Source organism: Pseudomonas sp. McL0111, from assembly GCF_052567255.1.
On the sequence record NZ_CP199585.1, the window covers coordinates 3,658,472 to 3,675,789 of the forward strand.

Consider the following 17,318-nt stretch of genomic DNA (forward strand, 5'->3'; position numbering starts at 1 on the left):
GGCGTCCTTAAACAGTTTTCGGGAGGAGGCGCTCGAACAGCGCCTCTACAGTATTAAAGCGCTCTTCCGGGCGTTCCATCGGCACCTGGAACTTGAACATTGTCGCGCCTTCGAATTTATAGCGTTTTGGCTGGCTCTGAATCAGTTTGATCAGGGTCATCGGATCGACCGGAGTCTGCGCCGCGAACTCGATACGTCCGCCCTGCGGGCCACCATCGACCTTCTTGATGCCCAACTGTTCGGCCTGCAATTTCAGCGCAGTGATCCGCACCAGATTCTTGGTTGGCTCAGGCAGCAAGCCGAAGCGGTCGATCATCTCCACTTGCAGGTCTTTCAAGCCTTCTTCGTCGGTGGCCGAAGCGATGCGTTTGTACAGAATCAACCGGGCGTGAACGTCCGGCAGATAGCTTTCGGGGATCAACGCTGGCACCCGCAGGTTGACCTCCGGGCCGCCACCAAGCGGCTGGTCGAGGTTTGGCTGCTCGCCCTTGCGGATCGATTTCACCGCGCGTTCGAGCATTTCCATGTACAGCGTGAAACCGACCGCCTGAATCTGCCCGCTCTGACCATCGCCGAGCAATTCGCCGGCACCACGGATTTCCAGGTCGTTGGTCGCCAGCACGAAACCGGCGCCGAGATCCTGAGTATTGGCAATCGCTTCCAGACGTTTTTCCGCGTCGCCAGTGATTTGCTGGCGCGGCGGTGTCAACAGGTAGGCGTAAGCCTGGTGGTGACTGCGGCCGACACGACCTCGCAACTGGTGCAGTTGTGCCAGGCCGAATTTGTCGGCGCGTTCGATGATGATGGTGTTGGCGCTTGGCACGTCGATGCCGGTCTCGATGATGGTCGAGGCGATCAGCACGTTGAAGCGCTTGTGATAAAAATCGCTCATCACTTGTTCGAGTTCGCGTTCGCGCATTTGCCCATGGCCGATACCGATCCGCGCTTCCGGCACCAGTTCGGCCAGATCCGCAGCGCATTTTTCGATGGTCTTCACATCGTTGTGCAGGTAGTAAACCTGGCCGCCACGCAGCAGTTCACGCAGCAACGCCTCTTTGACGGTGCTTTTGTTCTGCTCCATGACGAAGGTGCGCACCGACAGGCGTCGCGCCGGCGGCGTGGCGATGATCGACAGGTCGCGCATGCCCGACACTGCCATGTTCAGCGTGCGCGGAATCGGCGTGGCGGTCAGGGTCAGAATGTCGACTTCGCTGCGCAGTGCCTTGAGCTGTTCTTTCTGGCGCACACCGAAACGGTGCTCTTCGTCGATGATCACCAGCCCGAGGTTTTTGATCTTCACGTCGTCGGACAGCAACTTGTGCGTGCCGATGACGATGTCGATCTTGCCTTCGGCGAGGTCCGCAATCGCTGCGTTGACTTCCTTGGTCGACTTGAAGCGACTCATCACTTCCACGCTCACTGGCCAATCGGCGAAGCGGTCGCGAAAGCTGTTGTAATGCTGTTGGGCGAGCAGGGTGGTCGGCACCAGAATCGCCACTTGGCGACCGCCGTGCACGGCGATGAACGCTGCGCGCATGGCCACTTCGGTCTTGCCGAAGCCGACGTCGCCGCAGACCAGTCGATCCATCGGTCTCGGTGCGAGCATGTCTTCGCGCACGGCTTCGATGGTGGTTTGCTGGTCCGGGGTTTCTTCGAACGGGAAACCGGCGCTGAACGTCGCGTAATCGGCTTTCGGATCGGCGAAAGCATGGCCTTCGCGAGCGGCACGACGGGCATAGATGTCGAGCAACTCGGCGGCGACATCGCGCACCTGTTCGGCGGCTTTGCGCTTGGCTTTCTGCCAGGTCTCGGAGCCGAGTCGGTGCAATGGAGCCAGCGCATCGTCGCTGCCGGTGTAGCGGGCGATCAGGTGCAGGTTCGCCACGGGGACGTAGAGCTTGGCGCCCTCGGCGTATTCCAGGGTGAGGAACTCGGCAGCCTGATCTTCGATTTCCAGGGTTGCGAGGCCCAGATAACGACCGACACCGTGGTCGATGTGCACCACCGGCGCGCCTTCGCGCAGCTCGGTAAGGTTTTTGATCACTGCATCGTTATTGCCGTCAGCGCGTTTTTCGCGACGGCGACGCTGCATCACTCGTTGACCGAACAGCGGGCTTTCCGCGACCAGCGCCAATGCCGGATCATCCAGCATCAGGCCCTCATCAAGCGGCGCAATGGTGATCGCCAGGCGATCCTTGCCGCTGACGAAGTCCGGCCAGCTATCGACGGTTTTCGGGCGCAGCTTCAGGCGTTCGAGCAGCTCCAGCAATACTTCGCGTCGGCCCGCGGACTCGGCGGTGAACAGCACGCGGCCGGGGAATTCATCGAGGAATGCGGCAAGCGCAGCAAGTGGCTGAGCGGCCTTGGCTTCAATCGCCAGATTCGGCAGCGCTTGCGCCGGGAAGCGTTCGCGACCGGCACCGGCTTCGACGTCCTGCTGACTGGCAACCACGCGCGGCCAGTTCTTCAGGCGGGCGAAGCAGTCTTCCACCGGCAGGAACAGTTCGGCGGGAGGCAATAAAGGACGCGATGGATCGACGCGGCGTTCTTCATAGCGATTGCGCACGTCGTTCCAGAAGTTTTCCGCCGCCTGTTCGATGCCCGGCAACGAGAACACTTGCGTGTCCTGTGGCAGGTAGTCGAACAGGGTCGAGGTCTCGTCGAAGAACAGCGGCAGGTAATACTCGATACCGGCCGGGGTGATCCCGCTGCTCAGATCCTGAAAGATCGGGCAGCGGCGGAAGTCGACATCGAAGCGTTCCCGGAAACGAGCCTTGAAGCGGGTGACCGCGTCTTTTTGCAGCGGGAACTCGCGGGCCGGCAGCAGCTTGACCGAATCGACCTTGTCGATGGAGCGCTGGTTTTCCGGATCGAAGGTACGCAGGGTCTCGATTTCGTCGTCGAACAGATCGATGCGATAGGGCAGTTTGCTGCCCATCGGGAACAGATCGATCAGCGCGCCGCGCACCGTGAACTCGCCGTGCTCGTAGACCGTATCGACATAGCGATAGCCACTGGCTTCGAGTCGCGAACGCATCTGCTCGACGTCGAGTTTCTGGCCAACGTCCAGCACCAGACTGCTGCCGAGCAGGAATTTGGTCGGCGCCAGGCGATGCAGAGCGGTGGTGATCGGCACCACCAGCACGCCATGTTCCAGTTCCGGCAGCCTATATAGGCTGGCGATACGCTGGGAAATGATGTCCTGGTGCGGCGAGAACAGGTCGTAGGGCAGGGTTTCCCAGTCGGGAAAATGCAGAACGGGCAAATCCGGGGCGAAGAAGCCCAGCTCCTGTTCCAGCCGTTCGGCACTTTGGCTGTCGGCGGTCAATAGCAGCGTGAAGCGCTTGGCAGCGCTGGCAGCCTCGGCAATCGCCAGACTGAGGGCAGCACCGGGCAGATTGCCCCAATGCTGTTTACCTGCCGCAGCAGGGAGAAGCGGTAGACGCAGAACGGGCACGGAAGGTTGAGCTCCAGGCTTTGCGACAAAGTCGGTAATTGTAGCGGCGTCAGGTGTCGCCTGTCAGTTGCAGACTGTGTCTATCTTCGATGTTTGCGCGAAATGTAGTGGTAACCATAAAAACGAGCACTTTTTTTGCGGTTATGTAGTGCCGAAACGGGGTCGTGTTACGGAGGGTTACAGACATCGTCTAACAGTCGTCGAAAAATTGACTGCGCTGAAAGCCGCGGTTTTACTGGGCTGTAGAAGGGCGTAATTTTTTTGAAAGGAATTTTGTTACCGATTGCGCGACAAGCGCGCATTGCTACAAGAGGTTCTGGGCGGCATAATGTAGCCCCTTTTTTCTGCCCCTACATGTGGAAGGTTACCGTGACTCAGAAGCCCGACCAGTGTCTTGGTGAATGGATCGACCGTGAAGCACTCGCAGAAGCGATGATTCCGCTTATCGGTCAGCTCTACCGCAATAACAACGTGGTGAGCTCGATCTATGGCCGCAGCCTGATCAACCAGTCTGTCATCGCGATTCTCAAAGCTCACCGCTTTGCTCGCCATCGTTCTTCCGATGACAGCGAACTCTCCGTCCACGAAACATTCCCTCTGCTGAAAGCCATGAGCGAGCTCAAGCTCGGCGCGGCTTCGGTAGATCTGGGCAAGTTGGCGTTCAAATTCCGCAACGAAGGCAACGGTCGTACCGCCGAGCAATTCGTGCGTGAAGAGATGGCTGACGTGGTTGGCCAGCAAAACGCTTCGGCCCGTAAAGGCACCGACGTTGTGCTGTACGGCTTCGGTCGTATCGGCCGTCTGCTGGCACGCATCCTGATCGAGAAAACCGGTGGTGGCGACGGTCTGCGTCTGCGGGCCATCGTGGTGCGCAAAGGCGCCGACAACGACCTGACCAAACGCGCCAGCCTGCTGCGTCGCGATTCGGTACATGGTTCGTTCAACGGCACCATCACCATCGACGAAGAAAACAACACCATCACCGCCAACGGTAACCTGATCCAGGTGATCTACGCGAAGAACCCTACCGAGGTGGATTACACCCAGTACGGGATCAAAGACGCGCTGCTGGTGGACAACACTGGTGTATGGCGTGACGCCGATGGCCTGGGTCAGCACTTGCAGTGCCCGGGTATCGACCGCGTTGTTCTGACCGCGCCTGGTAAAGGCAAGCTGAAGAACATCGTGCACGGCATCAACCACGGTGAAATCACCGCTGACGACAAGATCGTGTCCGCTGCTTCCTGCACCACCAACGCCATCGTGCCGGTGCTGAAAGCTGTGAATGACAAGTTCGGCATCATTAACGGTCACGTTGAAACGGTTCACTCGTACACCAACGACCAGAACCTGATCGACAACTTCCACAAGGGCGATCGCCGTGGCCGTAGCGCCGCGCTGAACATGGTTATCACCGAGACCGGTGCTGCCACCGCTGCTGCCAAGGCTCTGCCTGAGCTGGCCGGCAAGCTGACCGGTAACGCTATCCGTGTTCCGACGCCAAACGTGTCGATGGCCATTCTCAACCTGAACCTTGAGAAAGCCGCCACCCGTGAAGAGATGAACGAGTACCTGCGCTACATGGCGCTGCACTCCGATCTGCACAAGCAAATCGACTTCGTCAATTCGCAGGAAGTGGTTTCCACCGACTTCGTTGGCTCGCGCCACGCTGGTGTTGTCGACGCTGAAGCGACCATCACTCAGGATAACCGCGTTGTTCTGTACGTCTGGTACGACAACGAGTTCGGTTACAGCTGCCAGGTGATCCGCGTGATGGAAGACATGGCCGGTGTAAACCCGCCAGCATTCCCGCGCTAAGCCTTAGCTGCAAATGAAAACGCCCCGACTTTGGTCGGGGCGTTTTTGTTTGTGTGGCTTGTAGAGAGGTGTTGTCAGGGCTGGCCTCATCGCCAGCAGGCTGGCTCCCACATTTGATCTTCGCCGTTCACAAATCCCCCTGTGGTAGCTAGCTGCTTTGATCTTCGTCGTTCACAAATCTCCCTGTGGGAGCTAGCCTGCTAGCGATAGCAATTTATCGGGCGCCGCCAGGCACGGCTGCTTGCGCCGTACGCAGTTCATGCTTGTTGCCACGGAACAGCACCAGCGTCGCCAGCAATCCCATCACCGCCGCACCGCTGAGCCAGATCCCCGGCGCAGCCTTGTTATCCAGTACATGGATCAGATAAGTACACGCCGCCGGTGTAAAGCCGCCGAAGGTTGCAGTCGCCAGGCTGTAGGCCAGCGAGAACCCGGTCGTACGCACTTCGACCGGCATGATCTCGGTCAGCGCCACAACCATCGCCCCGTTGTACGAGCCGTAGAGGAACGACAGCCACAACTCGACGATCAGCAAATGGCTGAAGCTCGGGTTTGCCACCAGCCATGACAGCGCTGGATAGGCAGTGAGAATCGCCAGAATCGTCGCCGCGAGCAGTAGGGGTTTACGTCCGATCTTGTCGGACAGCGCACCCATCACCGGCAGCCAGAAGAAGTTCGACAGACCGATACATACCGTCACCAGCAGCGCGTCGAAATCCGACAAGTGCAGTTCAGCCTTGCCGAAGGTCGGGGTGTAAGCGGTGATCAGGTAGAACGACACGGTGGTCATCACCACCAGCGCCATGCCGGCGATGACGATGCCAAAGTTCTGACCGATCGAACGGACGATTTCCTGCAGAGTAGGGCGATGTTTCCGCGCCTGGAATTCCGGGGTTTCTTCCAGCGAGCGACGAATCACGAAGATCACCGGAACGATCATGCAGCCGATCAGGAACGGCACGCGCCAGCCCCAGTCACCCATTTGTTCCGGGCTCAGCCAGTGGTTGAGGCCGACACCGAGCAATCCGGCGAAGACCACCGCCGCTTGCTGGCTGGCGGACTGCCAACTGACGAAGAAGCCCTTGCGGCCCGGCGTGGCGATTTCCGCCAGATAAACCGAAACGCCGCCCAGTTCGACGCCCGCCGAGAAGCCTTGCAGCAAACGCCCGAACAGCACGATCAGTGGCGCGGCCACACCCAGCGTTGCATAACCCGGGACGCAGGCAATCAGCACGGTGCCAGCAGCCATCAGCGCCAGCGTGATTATCAGACCTTTGCGGCGACCATGACGGTCGATGTAAGCACCGAGGAAAATCGCCCCCAACGGCCGCATCAGGAAGCCGGCCCCGAAGGTGGCCAGCGACAGCATCAGGGAAGCAAAGGCGCTATCGGCCGGGAAGAAGGTTTTGGCGATGGCTGTGGCGTAGAAGCCATAGACCATGAAGTCGAACATTTCGAGAAAATTGCCGCTGACAACGCGAAAAATCGCTTTGCCTTTGCCCGTTGTGGAGGACATGGGTGGGTACTCTCTATTAGCTGTCTTATTGGAAATCCCTGATCTAGACACGTCCTCGTCGTCACGCGGCAACTCAGGCAGTACCTGTGAACAGTTTTGTAACCATATGTGTATAGAGAATAGTAGGCAACTACTAGTTAGCGGGTTGCTTAAACGATATAGCCATTACGAGAGTGGAAGAGTGGCGGACTGGCGAATGAAAAAACCTGTAGGAGTGAGCCTGCTCGCGATGGCGGTATGCCGGTAAAAGATCGGCTGCCTGACACTACGCCATCGCGAGCAGGCTCACTCCTACAGGTTCTGGCGCATAATCTTCCGCTTTGCGCTGGGCCAGAGGGTTCGTTGTGATGCTAGGGAGATTGCTTGGTTTTGTAATGCTGGCAGGCATGTTGTCCGGCTGCGGCAACGGCGATTCCATGGAAAGCTTCGGCGGCCCGACCATGGGCAGCACTTATTCGATCAAGTATGTGCGTCACGCCGGCCTTGCGGATTCGACGCAAGTTCGTAGCGAAGTGGAAGGCATCCTCGGCGAAGTGGATCGGCAGATGTCGACCTACCGCAGTGATTCGGACATCGAACGCTTCAATGCACTGCCTGCCGATAGCTGTCAGACCATGCCGGCATCGATACTCGAATTGGTCAGGGTCGGCGAACAACTGTCGCAACAAAGCGAAGGCTCCTACGACCTGACGGTTGAACCTTTGATGAATCTCTGGGGGTTCGGCCCGCAAGGTCGCGAAGAAAAAGTCCCAAGCGCTGCCGCATTGGCCGAAGTCATGCAGCGCGTCGGTTTTCACCATCTACGTATCGACGGCGATCAACTGTGCAAGGACGCAGCCGTCGAGGTTGACTTCGACAGCATCGCCGCCGGTTACGCCGTCGATACGATTGCCGCAAGACTGGAAGCCTTGGGCATCCACGATTACCTCGCCGAAGCCACTGGCGAACTCAAGGCTTCGGGCAACAAGCTCGATGGTTCACCATGGCGCATCGCCCTGGAAGAGCCTCGCGACGATCAGCAAGTGGCCGAGCGCGTTATCAGCATCGACGGTTATGGCGTTTCCACCTCCGGCGATTACCGCAATTACTTCCTGCAGGATGGCCGGCGTTATTCCCACACCTTTGATGCTCGGTCTGGTGCGCCGGTCCTACACAACCTGGCGTCAGTCACGGTGATTCATCCTTCAACGCTGATGGCCGATGGACTATCGACGCTGTTGCTGATTCTCGGCCCTGAAAGGGCTTGGGACTATGCCGAAAAACATGACATTGGTGCATTCTTTGTCATTCGTGCCGATACAGGTTTTGTCATCCGCACCAGTAAGGCCTTTGAGCGACTCAGTGGCAAAAAAACTGACTGAGGACAATGCGAAAGCTGGCGTTGTAGTGCAGGCAAAAGTAGCCTACGACGCGACCAAGGGTTAATGTGCGCGGCGTTGACGCTTCTATAGACTGTGTCCGGGTTCTTTACTTGCCCCCAATTGTTCCTTCGCGCCGCCAATCGGCGTGATTTAGCCGCAGGTGCTGCTGGCACCGCGGCCTGTTCTGAGGAGTACGCATGGCTGTCTACAACTACGACGTGGTGGTGCTGGGTTCCGGCCCGGCGGGAGAAGGCGCGGCAATGAACGCCGCCAAAGCAGGACGCAAGGTGGCGATGGTTGATAGCCGTCGTCAGGTCGGCGGTAACTGCACCCACCTGGGTACCATCCCGTCCAAGGCCCTGCGTCACTCGGTGCGGCAGATCATGCAGTTCAACACCAACCCGATGTTCCGGGCGATTGGTGAGCCGCGCTGGTTCTCCTTCCCGGACGTGTTGAAAAGCGCCGAGAAAGTCATTTCCAAACAAGTCGCTTCGCGTACCGGCTACTACGCCCGTAACCGCGTCGACGTGTTCTTCGGCACCGGCAGCTTCGCCGACGAGCAAACCATTGAAGTGGTCTGCGCCAACGGCGTGGTCGAAAAACTGGTGGCCAAGCACATCATCATTGCCACCGGTTCGCGCCCGTATCGCCCGGCGGACATCGATTTCCACCACCCGCGTATCTACGATAGCGACACCATCCTCAGCCTCGGCCACACCCCGCGCAAACTGATTGTTTACGGCGCTGGCGTGATCGGCTGCGAATACGCCTCGATCTTCAGTGGTCTGGGTGTATTGGTTGAGCTGGTGGACAACCGTGGTCAGTTGCTGAGCTTCCTCGACTCGGAAATTTCCCAGGCGTTGAGCTACCACTTCAGCAACAACAACATCACCGTGCGCCACAACGAAGATTACGATCGCGTTGAAGGCGTGGACAACGGCGTGATTTTGCATCTGAAGTCGGGCAAGAAGATCAAGGCCGACGCCTTGCTCTGGTGCAACGGCCGTACAGGTAACACCGATCAATTGGGTCTGGAAAACATCGGCGTCAAGGTCAACAGCCGTGGCCAGATCGAAGTCGATGAGGCTTACCGCACCTGCGTGCCGAACATCTACGGTGCCGGTGACGTGATCGGCTGGCCGAGCCTGGCAAGTGCCGCGCACGACCAGGGTCGTTCGGCTGCTGGCAGCATCGTTGATAACGGTAGCTGGCGCTTTGTGAATGACGTGCCGACCGGCATCTACACGATTCCGGAGATCAGCTCGATCGGCAAGAACGAGCAGGAACTGACTCAGGCCAAAGTGCCGTACGAAGTCGGCAAGGCGTTCTTCAAGAGCATGGCGCGTGCGCAGATTGCCGGCGAGCCGCAAGGCATGCTGAAGATCCTGTTCCACCGTGAAACCCTGGAAGTGTTGGGCGTTCACTGCTTCGGTTATCAGGCGTCGGAGATCGTACACATCGGTCAGGCGATCATGAACCAGCCGGGCGAGTTGAACACGTTGAAGTACTTCGTCAACACCACGTTCAACTACCCGACCATGGCTGAAGCCTACCGCGTAGCGGCGTACGACGGCCTCAACCGGCTTTTTTGACGGGCTCCGGCCGGTGGCCTGAGCCGGCCGGGGAGACCGATTTCAGCAATTCTCGAGAGTGGCAGTGGCCAAACCGGGAAAGTCTGTAATCAGGCTGTCAACGCCGAAGTCGGCGAGTCTGCGCATCAGCGCAGGCTCGTTGACGGTCCACACCGACATATGCAGCCCCTGACGCTGCGCCTTCTGCAGGCGTTCCGGCGTACACAGCGTCCAGTTCAACGCGAGAATCTCACAGCCATAGCTTGCCGCGACCTTCAACGGGTCGAGCCAGGCGTATTCGGCTACCAGCCCGCGAGATACGTCCGGCACCAGATCCAGCGCAGCTTTCAGCACTTCCCGTGAACTCGAGGTGATCGTCACCTTGTCCAGCAGGCCGTGGCGCTGAGCCATTTCGCGGATCGCCAGCACGGTGGTCGCGGCGCGGGTGCGCGAAGCGCTTTTGACTTCAAGCTGCCAGTGCTCGAAATCGCATTTCTCGAACAACTCTTCCAGTGTCGGAATCGGGCACGGCTTGATCCAGCCCGGACCGCCCTTGCGTGCGTCGTAAGTCACCAGTTCGGCGGCGGTGTGCTCGACGACTTTGCCGCGCCGGTCAGTGGTGCGCTTGAGAGTCGGGTCGTGGATGACCATCAACTCGCCGTCCTTGGACAGGTGCAGATCCAGCTCGCAGCGGCGCACGCCGTGCTTGAGACATTCCTGAAAACTGGTCAGGGTATTTTCCGGTGCTTCGCCCTTGGCGCCGCGGTGGCCGTAGATAAGGGTCACGGTTCTTCCTTAAGTTAAATGCCTGATTCGTTCTGTTCGCGGGCCAGACGTCGTTCCTGGGCCTGCTTCTGCAAAATGTAGCGGGCGAGCAACTGGCGCTGGGCATCGGTCAGGTATTCGAACTCGGTGCCGACGTCGTAGCCGTCGCCCTTGCGGTCGCAATGGGTGACGCGGGCGCGCAACAGCAGGCCGAGCGCTTGTGGCATCAACACCAGTTTGACCGACAGGTGGGCGCCGACGGCAATCGCTGTCGGGTACTGAAAGTCGATGCCGCCCTCGGAGATGATCACCGGTTGCGGCTCGCCGATCTGCCCGAGCACGGTCAGGGCAACCACCTGGCTGAGCAGGTCGATGCGTTTGTTCTGCGATTTCAAGAATGCCGCAATAGCCCGGTCACGCTCACTGATCTGGCGCAACAGGTGCTGCGACTCGAATTCGCTCAGGTGCAGTTCGCTGAGCAGGTTGAACAGCGGGGAAGCATCCTGCAACACTTCCTGGCCTGCGGCTTCGGGAGCGGACAGGGGCCGAATTTCCAGTGCGATCGTGTCCTCGATACGGTAGTATTCTCGGCGATCTTCTTCATCTAATGTCGACATGGCGAACCCATGGTAGCGGCGGTGGTCTGAGTGTAAAGCTGGTTATCGACCCCCGCCACAAGGACGTTCCTTTTCCCTCCGAACAAGCCCCGACATGTTCAGACCTCTCTTCGTATTTATCGGCACGCGTTATACCCGTGCAAAGCGTCGCAATCATTTTGTGTCATTCATTTCCCTGACTTCGATGATCGGGCTCGCGCTAGGCGTGGTCGTGATGATCGTGGTGCTCTCGGTGATGAACGGCTTCGATCATGAGATGCGCACCCGCGTGCTGGGCATGGTGCCCCACGCGACCATCGAATCCGGTGAACCGATCAACGATTGGCAAAGCCTGGCGGCCAAGGTCAAGCAGAACCCACAGGTGACGGCCGTTGCGCCATTCACCCAGATGCAGGGCCTGTTGACCAATAACGGTCAGGTTTCCAAGGTGTTGCTCAATGCCATCGACCCTGCGCTTGAGCGCAACGTATCGATCATCGACAACTTCATGAAGCAGGGCAAACTCGATGATCTGACGCCGGGCAGCTTCGGCATCGTCATCGGCGACAAGGCTGCGGCCAAGCTCGGCGTAGGCCTCGGCGACAAGGTCACCTTTGTCGCGCCGGAGGTCAGCGTGACCCCGGCCGGGATGTTCCCGCGCATGAAGCGCTTCACCGTGGTCGGCATCTTCCATGTCGGCGCCGGCGAGCTCGACGGCTATCTGGGTGTCACCAACCTGCAGGATCTGGCGAAGATGCACCGCTGGAAACCCGATCAGGTGCAGGGCATTCGCCTGAAGTTCGACGACCTGTTCCAGGCACCGCGTGTTGCGTGGAACATCGCCCAGCAACTCGGCGAAGACCATTACTACGCCCGCGACTGGACCCGCACCCACGGCAACCTGTATCAGGCGATCCGTATGGAAAAAGCCATGATCGGCCTGCTGTTGCTGCTGATTGTCGCGGTTGCCGCGTTCAACATCATTTCCACGCTGGTGATGGTGGTGAATGACAAGAAGGGTGATATCGCGATTCTGCGTACCCTCGGCGCGACACCGGGCACGATCATGCGCACGTTCATGGTGCAAGGCACGGTGATCGGCGTAGTCGGCACGGCAATTGGCGCGGTGGTCGGTATCTTCGCGGCGCTCAACGTCAGCGCGGCGATTTCAGCCCTCGAAGGGCTGATCGGCCACAAATTCCTTAATGCTGACGTGTATTTCATTGATTATCTTCCGTCGCAGGTGCAGAGCCAGGATGTGGTCATGGTCTGCGCGGCTGCGTTGGTCCTGAGTTTCCTCGCCACCCTGTATCCAGCCTGGCGTGCCGCGCGCACCCAGCCGGCGGAGGCGTTACGTTATGAGTGAGTCGGGCATGAGTGAAAAAGCAATCTTGAGCTGCCGCAACCTGGGCAAATCCTACGAGGAAGGCCCGGAATCGGTAGAAGTGTTGGCCGGCCTGCAACTGGAGTTGCGTCCGGGCGAGCGCGTCGCAATCGTCGGCACCTCGGGCTCGGGCAAAAGTACTTTGCTCAACCTGCTTGGCGGTCTCGATACGCCAACCAAGGGCAGCGTCTGGCTCGATGGCGAAGAACTCTCGGCCCTCAGCGAGAAGAAACGCGGTCTGCTGCGTAACCGCTCGCTGGGCTTCGTTTACCAGTTCCACCATTTGCTGCCGGAGTTCACCGCACTGGAGAACGTCTGCATGCCGCTGCTGATCGGCAAGACGCCGATCCCGGAAGCGCGTCAGCGCGCTACGGCTTTGCTGGAGCGGGTAGGGCTGGGCCATCGTCTGGAGCACAAACCCTCGGAACTGTCCGGTGGTGAACGTCAGCGTGTGGCCATCGCCCGTGCGCTGGTGAACAAGCCGGGTCTGGTGATGCTCGACGAGCCGACCGGCAACCTCGACTCGCACACTGCCCAAGGTATTCAGGATTTGATGCTCGAACTCAGCACCTCGATGCGCACAGCGTTCCTGGTGGTGACTCACGACATGAACCTGGCCCGCCAGATGGATCGCGTCCTGCACTTGCAGGAAGGTTGCCTGACGCCTATCTGATTGGCTGAAACCCGATGCCTGTAAAGGCATCGGGTCTTTTATTTTTATACGGTGCCCCAGCGAATGTTCAGACCGTTATCGATCTTTATCGGCACGCGCTATACCCGCGCCAAGCGCCGCAATCGCTTTGTTTCGTTCATTTCGATGACCTCGATGATCGGTCTCGCCCTCGGCGTGCTGGCGATGATCGTGGTGTTGTCGGTAATGAACGGCTTCCAGCGCGAAATGAGCTCGCGCATCCTCGGCATGGTGCCCCACGCGACCATCGTTGGTGTAAAGCCGATTGATGACTGGCAGCCAGTGGCCGCCGCCGCGCTGAAAAACCCGGAAGTGACCGCCGCCGTGCCGTTCACTGAAATGGAAGGCATGCTCTCCTATAAAGGCCTGATGCAGCCGATCCAGATCAGCGGCGTCGATCCGGCGCAGGAAGGCAAGGTCTCGATCGTTGCCCAGCACATTGTGCAGGGTCGTCTCGATGACCTGAAACCCGGCGAATTCGGCGTGGTAATCGGCGAAATCACCGCCCGACGCTTCCGCCTCAACGTTGGCGACAAGATCACCCTGATTGTCCCGGAAGTCAGCACCGCACCGGGTGGCATCACCCCGCGCATGCAACGGCTGAACGTGGTTGGGGTGTTCAAGGTCGGCGCCGAGCTGGACGGCTCGATGGGCCTGATCCATGTGGCCGATGCCGCGACCATGCAGCATTGGGAACCGAATCAGGTGCAGAGCGTGCGTCTGGCGGTGAAAGATCTGTACGCCGCGCCGAAAGTATCTTCGGACATCGCAGCAGGCCTGGGCGCCGGGTTCAAGGCTGACGACTGGACCCACACCCAGGGCAGTCTGTTCAGCGCGATGAAAATGGAAAAAACCATGATCGGCCTGCTGTTGCTGATGATTGTCGCGGTAGCGGCGTTCAACATCATCGCGACGCTGATCATGGTGGTCAACGACAAGGGCGCGGACATCGCGATCCTGCGTACTATCGGCGCTACGCCACGGCAGATCATGGCGATCTTCATGGTGCAGGGCACGGTGATCGGCATTGTCGGCACCTTGATTGGCGGCGTGCTCGGCGTGATCGCGGCGCTGAACGTCAGCGAGATGGTTGGCTGGGTCGAGCGGGTTACCGGGCAGCACATCTTCAGTTCCGATGTGTATTTCGTCAGCAACCTGCCGTCCGAATTGCAGGGCGGGGATGTGCTGCTGATCTGCTCGGCGGGCTTTATTCTGAGCTTCCTGGCGACGCTTTATCCGGCATGGCGGGCGGCGAAGATCGAGCCGGCGCATGCGTTGCGTTACTCGTAAGATTTGAAATCGCTTTCGCTAGCAGGCTAGCTCCCACAGGGGTTCTGTGTTGTTCACAAACCCCTTGTGGGAGCTAGCCTGCTAGCGATGAGGGCGAACCTGCCAGCCTCAATTTCCCTTCGGCAACTCAATCACAAACCGCGTCCAGCCCGCATCCGATTCGCAACGAATCTGCCCACCATGGGCACGGACGATCGATTGAGTAATCGCTAACCCCAACCCCGCATGTTCACTGCTACCTTCCTGTCGCGACGGATCTGCCCGATAAAACCGATCAAATAATCGCGGCAGCAACTGCGCAGAAATCCCTTCCCCCGTGTTTTGCACAATCACCCTCAACGACTTCCCCTGCTCGTCGATGCTCAATCGCACCTCGCCCTCGGCCGGCGTAAAGCGCAAGGCGTTATCCAGTAGATTCGACAGCGCCCGGCGCAGCATGCTGCGGTCACCTTCGATTTGCGCAGTGCCGGTCCGGCTGAGTTTCACCCGCGCGTCTTCAGCCAGCGGCGCAAAAAATTCCAGCAACACATCGGATTCATGCGCCAGATCCAACGGTTCACGCTTGGGCATCAACAAACCGTGATCTGCCTTGGCCAGATACAGCATGTCATTGACCAGTTGCGCCATCCATTGCAGCTCTTCGAGGTTGCTGTGCAGCGCTTCGCGATAATCCTCGATGGGTCGCGGGCGGGTGAGGGTGACCTGGGTGTGGGTCAGAAGGTTCGACAGCGGCGTGCGCAGTTCATGGGCGATGTCTGCCGAGAATGCCGACAGCCGCTGAAAGGAGTCGTCGAGACGTCCGAGCATGGCGTTGAAGCTGTGGGCCATTTCCGCAAGTTCTGGCGGCATTTGCTCTTCGGGGAGTCGGGCGTTAAGTGATTGTGCGGAAATCCCACGAGCGACCGCGCTCATGCGGCGCAATGGCCGCAAACCGCTGCGTGCCGCCCAGGCTCCGAGCAATGCGGTGGCCAGCGCCGAAAGGCCGACGGTCAGCCAGATCAGATGCTGCATGCGTTGCAGGAAGTGCTGGTGATGAGTGATGTCCAGCAACAGGGTCAGTTGCGGCGAATCGGTTTTCTGCGGGTAGAGCGGGGCGTTGAGCACACGATAGTCTGTGCCGTTATCGCTGATGGTCGCTAGACCGGACTGCTGCGGCATGTCCTTGGGGATCTGCGTGGAGCTGTCGTACCAGCGCTGGCCATCGCTGCCGGTGATGCGCAGCGACAGATCGGCCTGACGACTCAGTTCATCGGTCAGTCGTGCAGCGCTTTCAATCGGTTGAACATCCTGCAAGGCGCGGCGCAGGCCAATTAACTTGCCATCGAGCAATTGCTGGTCGAGTTCAATGAAATGCGCCTCGCTGGCGCGATTGAACAGCAACCCGGCGCACAGTGAAACCACAGCGGCACAACCCGCAAACAACAGCGCCAAACGGCTACTCAACGATAATCGACGCATCAGGCAGTGCGCTCTTCAAGCACATAGCCCATGCCGCGCACGGTGTGGATCAGTTTGTCGGGAAAATCGTCGTCGATTTTCAGGCGCAAGCGGCGGATCGCCACTTCGATGACGTTGGTGTCGCTGTCGAAATTCATGTCCCAGACTTGCGAGGCGATCAGCGATTTGGGCAGCACCTCACCCTGACGGCGCAGGAGCATTTCCAGCAGGGCGAACTCCTTGGCGGTCAGATCGATGCGCTGGCCGTTGCGCTCGACGCGGCGGCGGATCAGATCCAGGCGCAGGTCGGCCAGTTGCAGAGAGGTTTCCTGCGGAATCGCACTGCCGCGCCGTAACAGACTGCGCACGCGGGCCAGCAGCTCTGAAAAGGCGAAAGGCTTGACCAGATAGTCGTCGGCACCGAGTTCGAGGCCGTGGACTCTGTCCTCCACCGCGTCTTTAGCGGTCAGAAAAAGTACCGGCGTATCGAGGCCGGCGCTGCGGACAGCTTGCAGAATCTGCCAACCACTGCGCCCGGGCAGCATCACATCGAGGATCAACAGGGCGTAATCACCGCTCAACGCCAGTTGCTGACCACTGTTGCCGTCCGCCACCAGTTCAGTATTGAACCCGGCCTCGGTCAGGCCCTGGCGCAGGTATTGGCCGGTTTTCGCTTGGTCTTCGACGATCAGCAGTTTCATTGGCAACTCGGTGTGTAGGAACAAAAGCTTTATACCGTGGGCAAACGCAGTAAACGCCAACCTGACAAAGTTGTAATCTGCCTGTCAGGTTGATGCCAGCGCAGGCCGGCTAGAGTTTCCCACAGGCTGAACCTTATCTTGTTGGAGTACGACTATGTTTTTGCGCAATCCCTTGGCCCTGGCCGCGTGTTTGCTGGCGTTGAGCTCGCCAGCATGGGCATCGCCGGCGCATACCTATGACTTCGGTCAACCGGCGCCGGCAGCGAAAGCCACGCGCGACATCGAAGTGGTGATGGGCGACATGTCGTTCGATCCCAAGACGATTCAGGTCAAGGCCGGTGAGACGGTTCGCTTTGTGCTGGTGAATAAAGGCCAGTTGCTGCACGAATTCAACCTCGGTGACGCAGCCATGCATGCCGCACACCAGCAGGAAATGTTGCAGATGCAGCAAAGCGGCATGCTGACGCCTACCGGCGTGAAGGAAATGTCCCACGATATGGCAGGTATGGATCATGGTTCGATGGGCCATGTCATGAAGCATGACGATCCGAACAGTGTGCTGGTCGAGCCGGGCAAAACCGCCGAGCTGACCTGGACGTTCAGCAAAGCCACCGGTCTGGAGTTTGCCTGCAACATTCCCGGGCATTATCAGGCGGGCATGGTCGGCAAACTGACGGTCAGTCAGTAAGCACTCAAAGGCGGGAGCAAAGGCTGGTAGAATCCGCTGATTC

At 59.1% G+C, this 17,318-nt stretch carries 13 protein-coding genes; 7 read left to right on the plus strand and 6 right to left on the minus strand.

The annotated features are described in order from the left end of the window. Positions 1 to 7: 7 nt before the first annotated feature. Positions 8 to 3,457, minus strand: a complete 3,450-nt coding sequence (gene mfd / locus ACTWLJ_RS16695) for a transcription-repair coupling factor (protein WP_445177621.1) — start codon at positions 3,455 to 3,457, stop codon at positions 8 to 10. A 354-nt stretch (positions 3,458 to 3,811) separates the two neighbouring features. Between mfd and ACTWLJ_RS16700 the strand changes: the two genes are divergently transcribed. Beyond that, positions 3,812 to 5,275 (plus strand): glyceraldehyde-3-phosphate dehydrogenase, encoded by a 1,464-nt coding sequence (locus ACTWLJ_RS16700; RefSeq protein ID WP_445177622.1) that lies wholly within the window; start codon positions 3,812 to 3,814, stop codon positions 5,273 to 5,275. A 214-nt stretch (positions 5,276 to 5,489) separates the two neighbouring features. Here ACTWLJ_RS16700 and ACTWLJ_RS16705 read toward each other — a convergent pair whose 3' ends face one another. Then, positions 5,490 to 6,791: an MFS transporter gene (locus tag ACTWLJ_RS16705; RefSeq protein WP_445177623.1), complete on the minus strand. Its 1,302-nt coding sequence runs from the start codon at positions 6,789 to 6,791 to the stop codon at positions 5,490 to 5,492. A gap of 374 nt (positions 6,792 to 7,165) precedes the next feature. Between ACTWLJ_RS16705 and ACTWLJ_RS16710 the strand changes: the two genes are divergently transcribed. Both ACTWLJ_RS16710 and sthA read left to right on the plus strand, forming a co-directional pair. Then, complete coding sequence (locus tag ACTWLJ_RS16710) at positions 7,166 to 8,152, plus strand: FAD:protein FMN transferase (RefSeq protein ID WP_445177624.1); 987 nt, start codon at positions 7,166 to 7,168, stop codon at positions 8,150 to 8,152. A gap of 197 nt (positions 8,153 to 8,349) precedes the next feature. Beyond that, complete coding sequence (gene sthA / locus ACTWLJ_RS16715) at positions 8,350 to 9,744, plus strand: Si-specific NAD(P)(+) transhydrogenase (RefSeq protein WP_007984277.1); 1,395 nt, start codon at positions 8,350 to 8,352, stop codon at positions 9,742 to 9,744. A 42-nt stretch (positions 9,745 to 9,786) separates the two neighbouring features. Here the strand turns inward: sthA and ACTWLJ_RS16720 are convergent, their stop codons facing one another. Both ACTWLJ_RS16720 and ACTWLJ_RS16725 read right to left on the minus strand, forming a co-directional pair. Then, positions 9,787 to 10,509, minus strand: a complete 723-nt coding sequence (locus ACTWLJ_RS16720) for a glycerophosphodiester phosphodiesterase (protein ID WP_445177625.1) — start codon at positions 10,507 to 10,509, stop codon at positions 9,787 to 9,789. Between the two features lie 14 nt (positions 10,510 to 10,523). Beyond that, a complete protein-coding gene (locus ACTWLJ_RS16725) occupies positions 10,524 to 11,105 on the minus strand; it encodes a PilZ domain-containing protein (RefSeq protein ID WP_445177626.1) in 582 nt (193 codons plus the stop codon). A gap of 94 nt (positions 11,106 to 11,199) precedes the next feature. Between ACTWLJ_RS16725 and ACTWLJ_RS16730 the strand changes: the two genes are divergently transcribed. The 3 genes from ACTWLJ_RS16730 (at position 11,200) to ACTWLJ_RS16740 (ending at position 14,449) form a co-directional block, all read left to right on the plus strand. Then, complete coding sequence (locus ACTWLJ_RS16730; RefSeq protein ID WP_445177627.1) at positions 11,200 to 12,450, plus strand: lipoprotein-releasing ABC transporter permease subunit; 1,251 nt, start codon at positions 11,200 to 11,202, stop codon at positions 12,448 to 12,450. 7 nt (positions 12,451 to 12,457) lie between these two features. Beyond that, positions 12,458 to 13,141 (plus strand): lipoprotein-releasing ABC transporter ATP-binding protein LolD, encoded by a 684-nt coding sequence (lolD, locus tag ACTWLJ_RS16735; RefSeq protein ID WP_401216378.1) that lies wholly within the window; start codon positions 12,458 to 12,460, stop codon positions 13,139 to 13,141. Positions 13,142 to 13,204: 63 nt separating this feature from the next. Beyond that, positions 13,205 to 14,449: a lipoprotein-releasing ABC transporter permease subunit gene (locus ACTWLJ_RS16740; protein ID WP_445177628.1), complete on the plus strand. Its 1,245-nt coding sequence runs from the start codon at positions 13,205 to 13,207 to the stop codon at positions 14,447 to 14,449. A gap of 108 nt (positions 14,450 to 14,557) precedes the next feature. Here the strand turns inward: ACTWLJ_RS16740 and ACTWLJ_RS16745 are convergent, their stop codons facing one another. Then, the gene (locus ACTWLJ_RS16745) at positions 14,558 to 15,907 is read right to left on the minus strand and encodes a heavy metal sensor histidine kinase (protein WP_445177629.1); all 1,350 of its coding nucleotides are present in this window, start codon (positions 15,905 to 15,907) and stop codon (positions 14,558 to 14,560) included. Next, a complete protein-coding gene (locus ACTWLJ_RS16750; RefSeq protein ID WP_445177630.1) occupies positions 15,907 to 16,587 on the minus strand; it encodes a heavy metal response regulator transcription factor in 681 nt (226 codons plus the stop codon). The genes ACTWLJ_RS16745 and ACTWLJ_RS16750 overlap by 1 nt, the downstream gene beginning before the upstream one ends. A gap of 154 nt (positions 16,588 to 16,741) precedes the next feature. Here ACTWLJ_RS16750 and copI point away from each other — a divergent pair, with 154 nt between their 5' ends. Further along, positions 16,742 to 17,275: a copper-resistant cuproprotein CopI gene (gene copI, locus ACTWLJ_RS16755; RefSeq protein ID WP_445177631.1), complete on the plus strand. Its 534-nt coding sequence runs from the start codon at positions 16,742 to 16,744 to the stop codon at positions 17,273 to 17,275. The last annotated feature ends 43 nt before the right edge of the window (positions 17,276 to 17,318 follow it).

Excerpts from the sequence above, each read along its gene's own strand:
- copI (WP_445177631.1), top strand. The coding sequence starts at position 16,742 with ATGTTTTTGCGCAATCCCTTGGCCCTGGCCGCGTGTTTGCTGGCGTTG.
- lolD (WP_401216378.1), top strand. The coding sequence starts at position 12,458 with ATGAGTGAAAAAGCAATCTTGAGCTGCCGCAACCTGGGCAAATCCTAC.
- ACTWLJ_RS16700 (WP_445177622.1), top strand. The coding sequence starts at position 3,812 with ATGTGGAAGGTTACCGTGACTCAGAAGCCCGACCAGTGTCTTGGTGAA.
- ACTWLJ_RS16730 (WP_445177627.1), top strand. The coding sequence starts at position 11,200 with ATGTTCAGACCTCTCTTCGTATTTATCGGCACGCGTTATACCCGTGCA.
- ACTWLJ_RS16710 (WP_445177624.1), top strand. The coding sequence starts at position 7,166 with ATGCTGGCAGGCATGTTGTCCGGCTGCGGCAACGGCGATTCCATGGAA.
- ACTWLJ_RS16745 (WP_445177629.1), bottom strand. The coding sequence starts at position 15,907 with ATGCGTCGATTATCGTTGAGTAGCCGTTTGGCGCTGTTGTTTGCGGGT.
- sthA (WP_007984277.1), top strand. The coding sequence starts at position 8,350 with ATGGCTGTCTACAACTACGACGTGGTGGTGCTGGGTTCCGGCCCGGCG.
- ACTWLJ_RS16740 (WP_445177628.1), top strand. The coding sequence starts at position 13,205 with ATGTTCAGACCGTTATCGATCTTTATCGGCACGCGCTATACCCGCGCC.
- ACTWLJ_RS16705 (WP_445177623.1), bottom strand. The coding sequence starts at position 6,791 with ATGTCCTCCACAACGGGCAAAGGCAAAGCGATTTTTCGCGTTGTCAGC.
- ACTWLJ_RS16750 (WP_445177630.1), bottom strand. The coding sequence starts at position 16,587 with ATGAAACTGCTGATCGTCGAAGACCAAGCGAAAACCGGCCAATACCTG.
- ACTWLJ_RS16725 (WP_445177626.1), bottom strand. The coding sequence starts at position 11,105 with ATGTCGACATTAGATGAAGAAGATCGCCGAGAATACTACCGTATCGAG.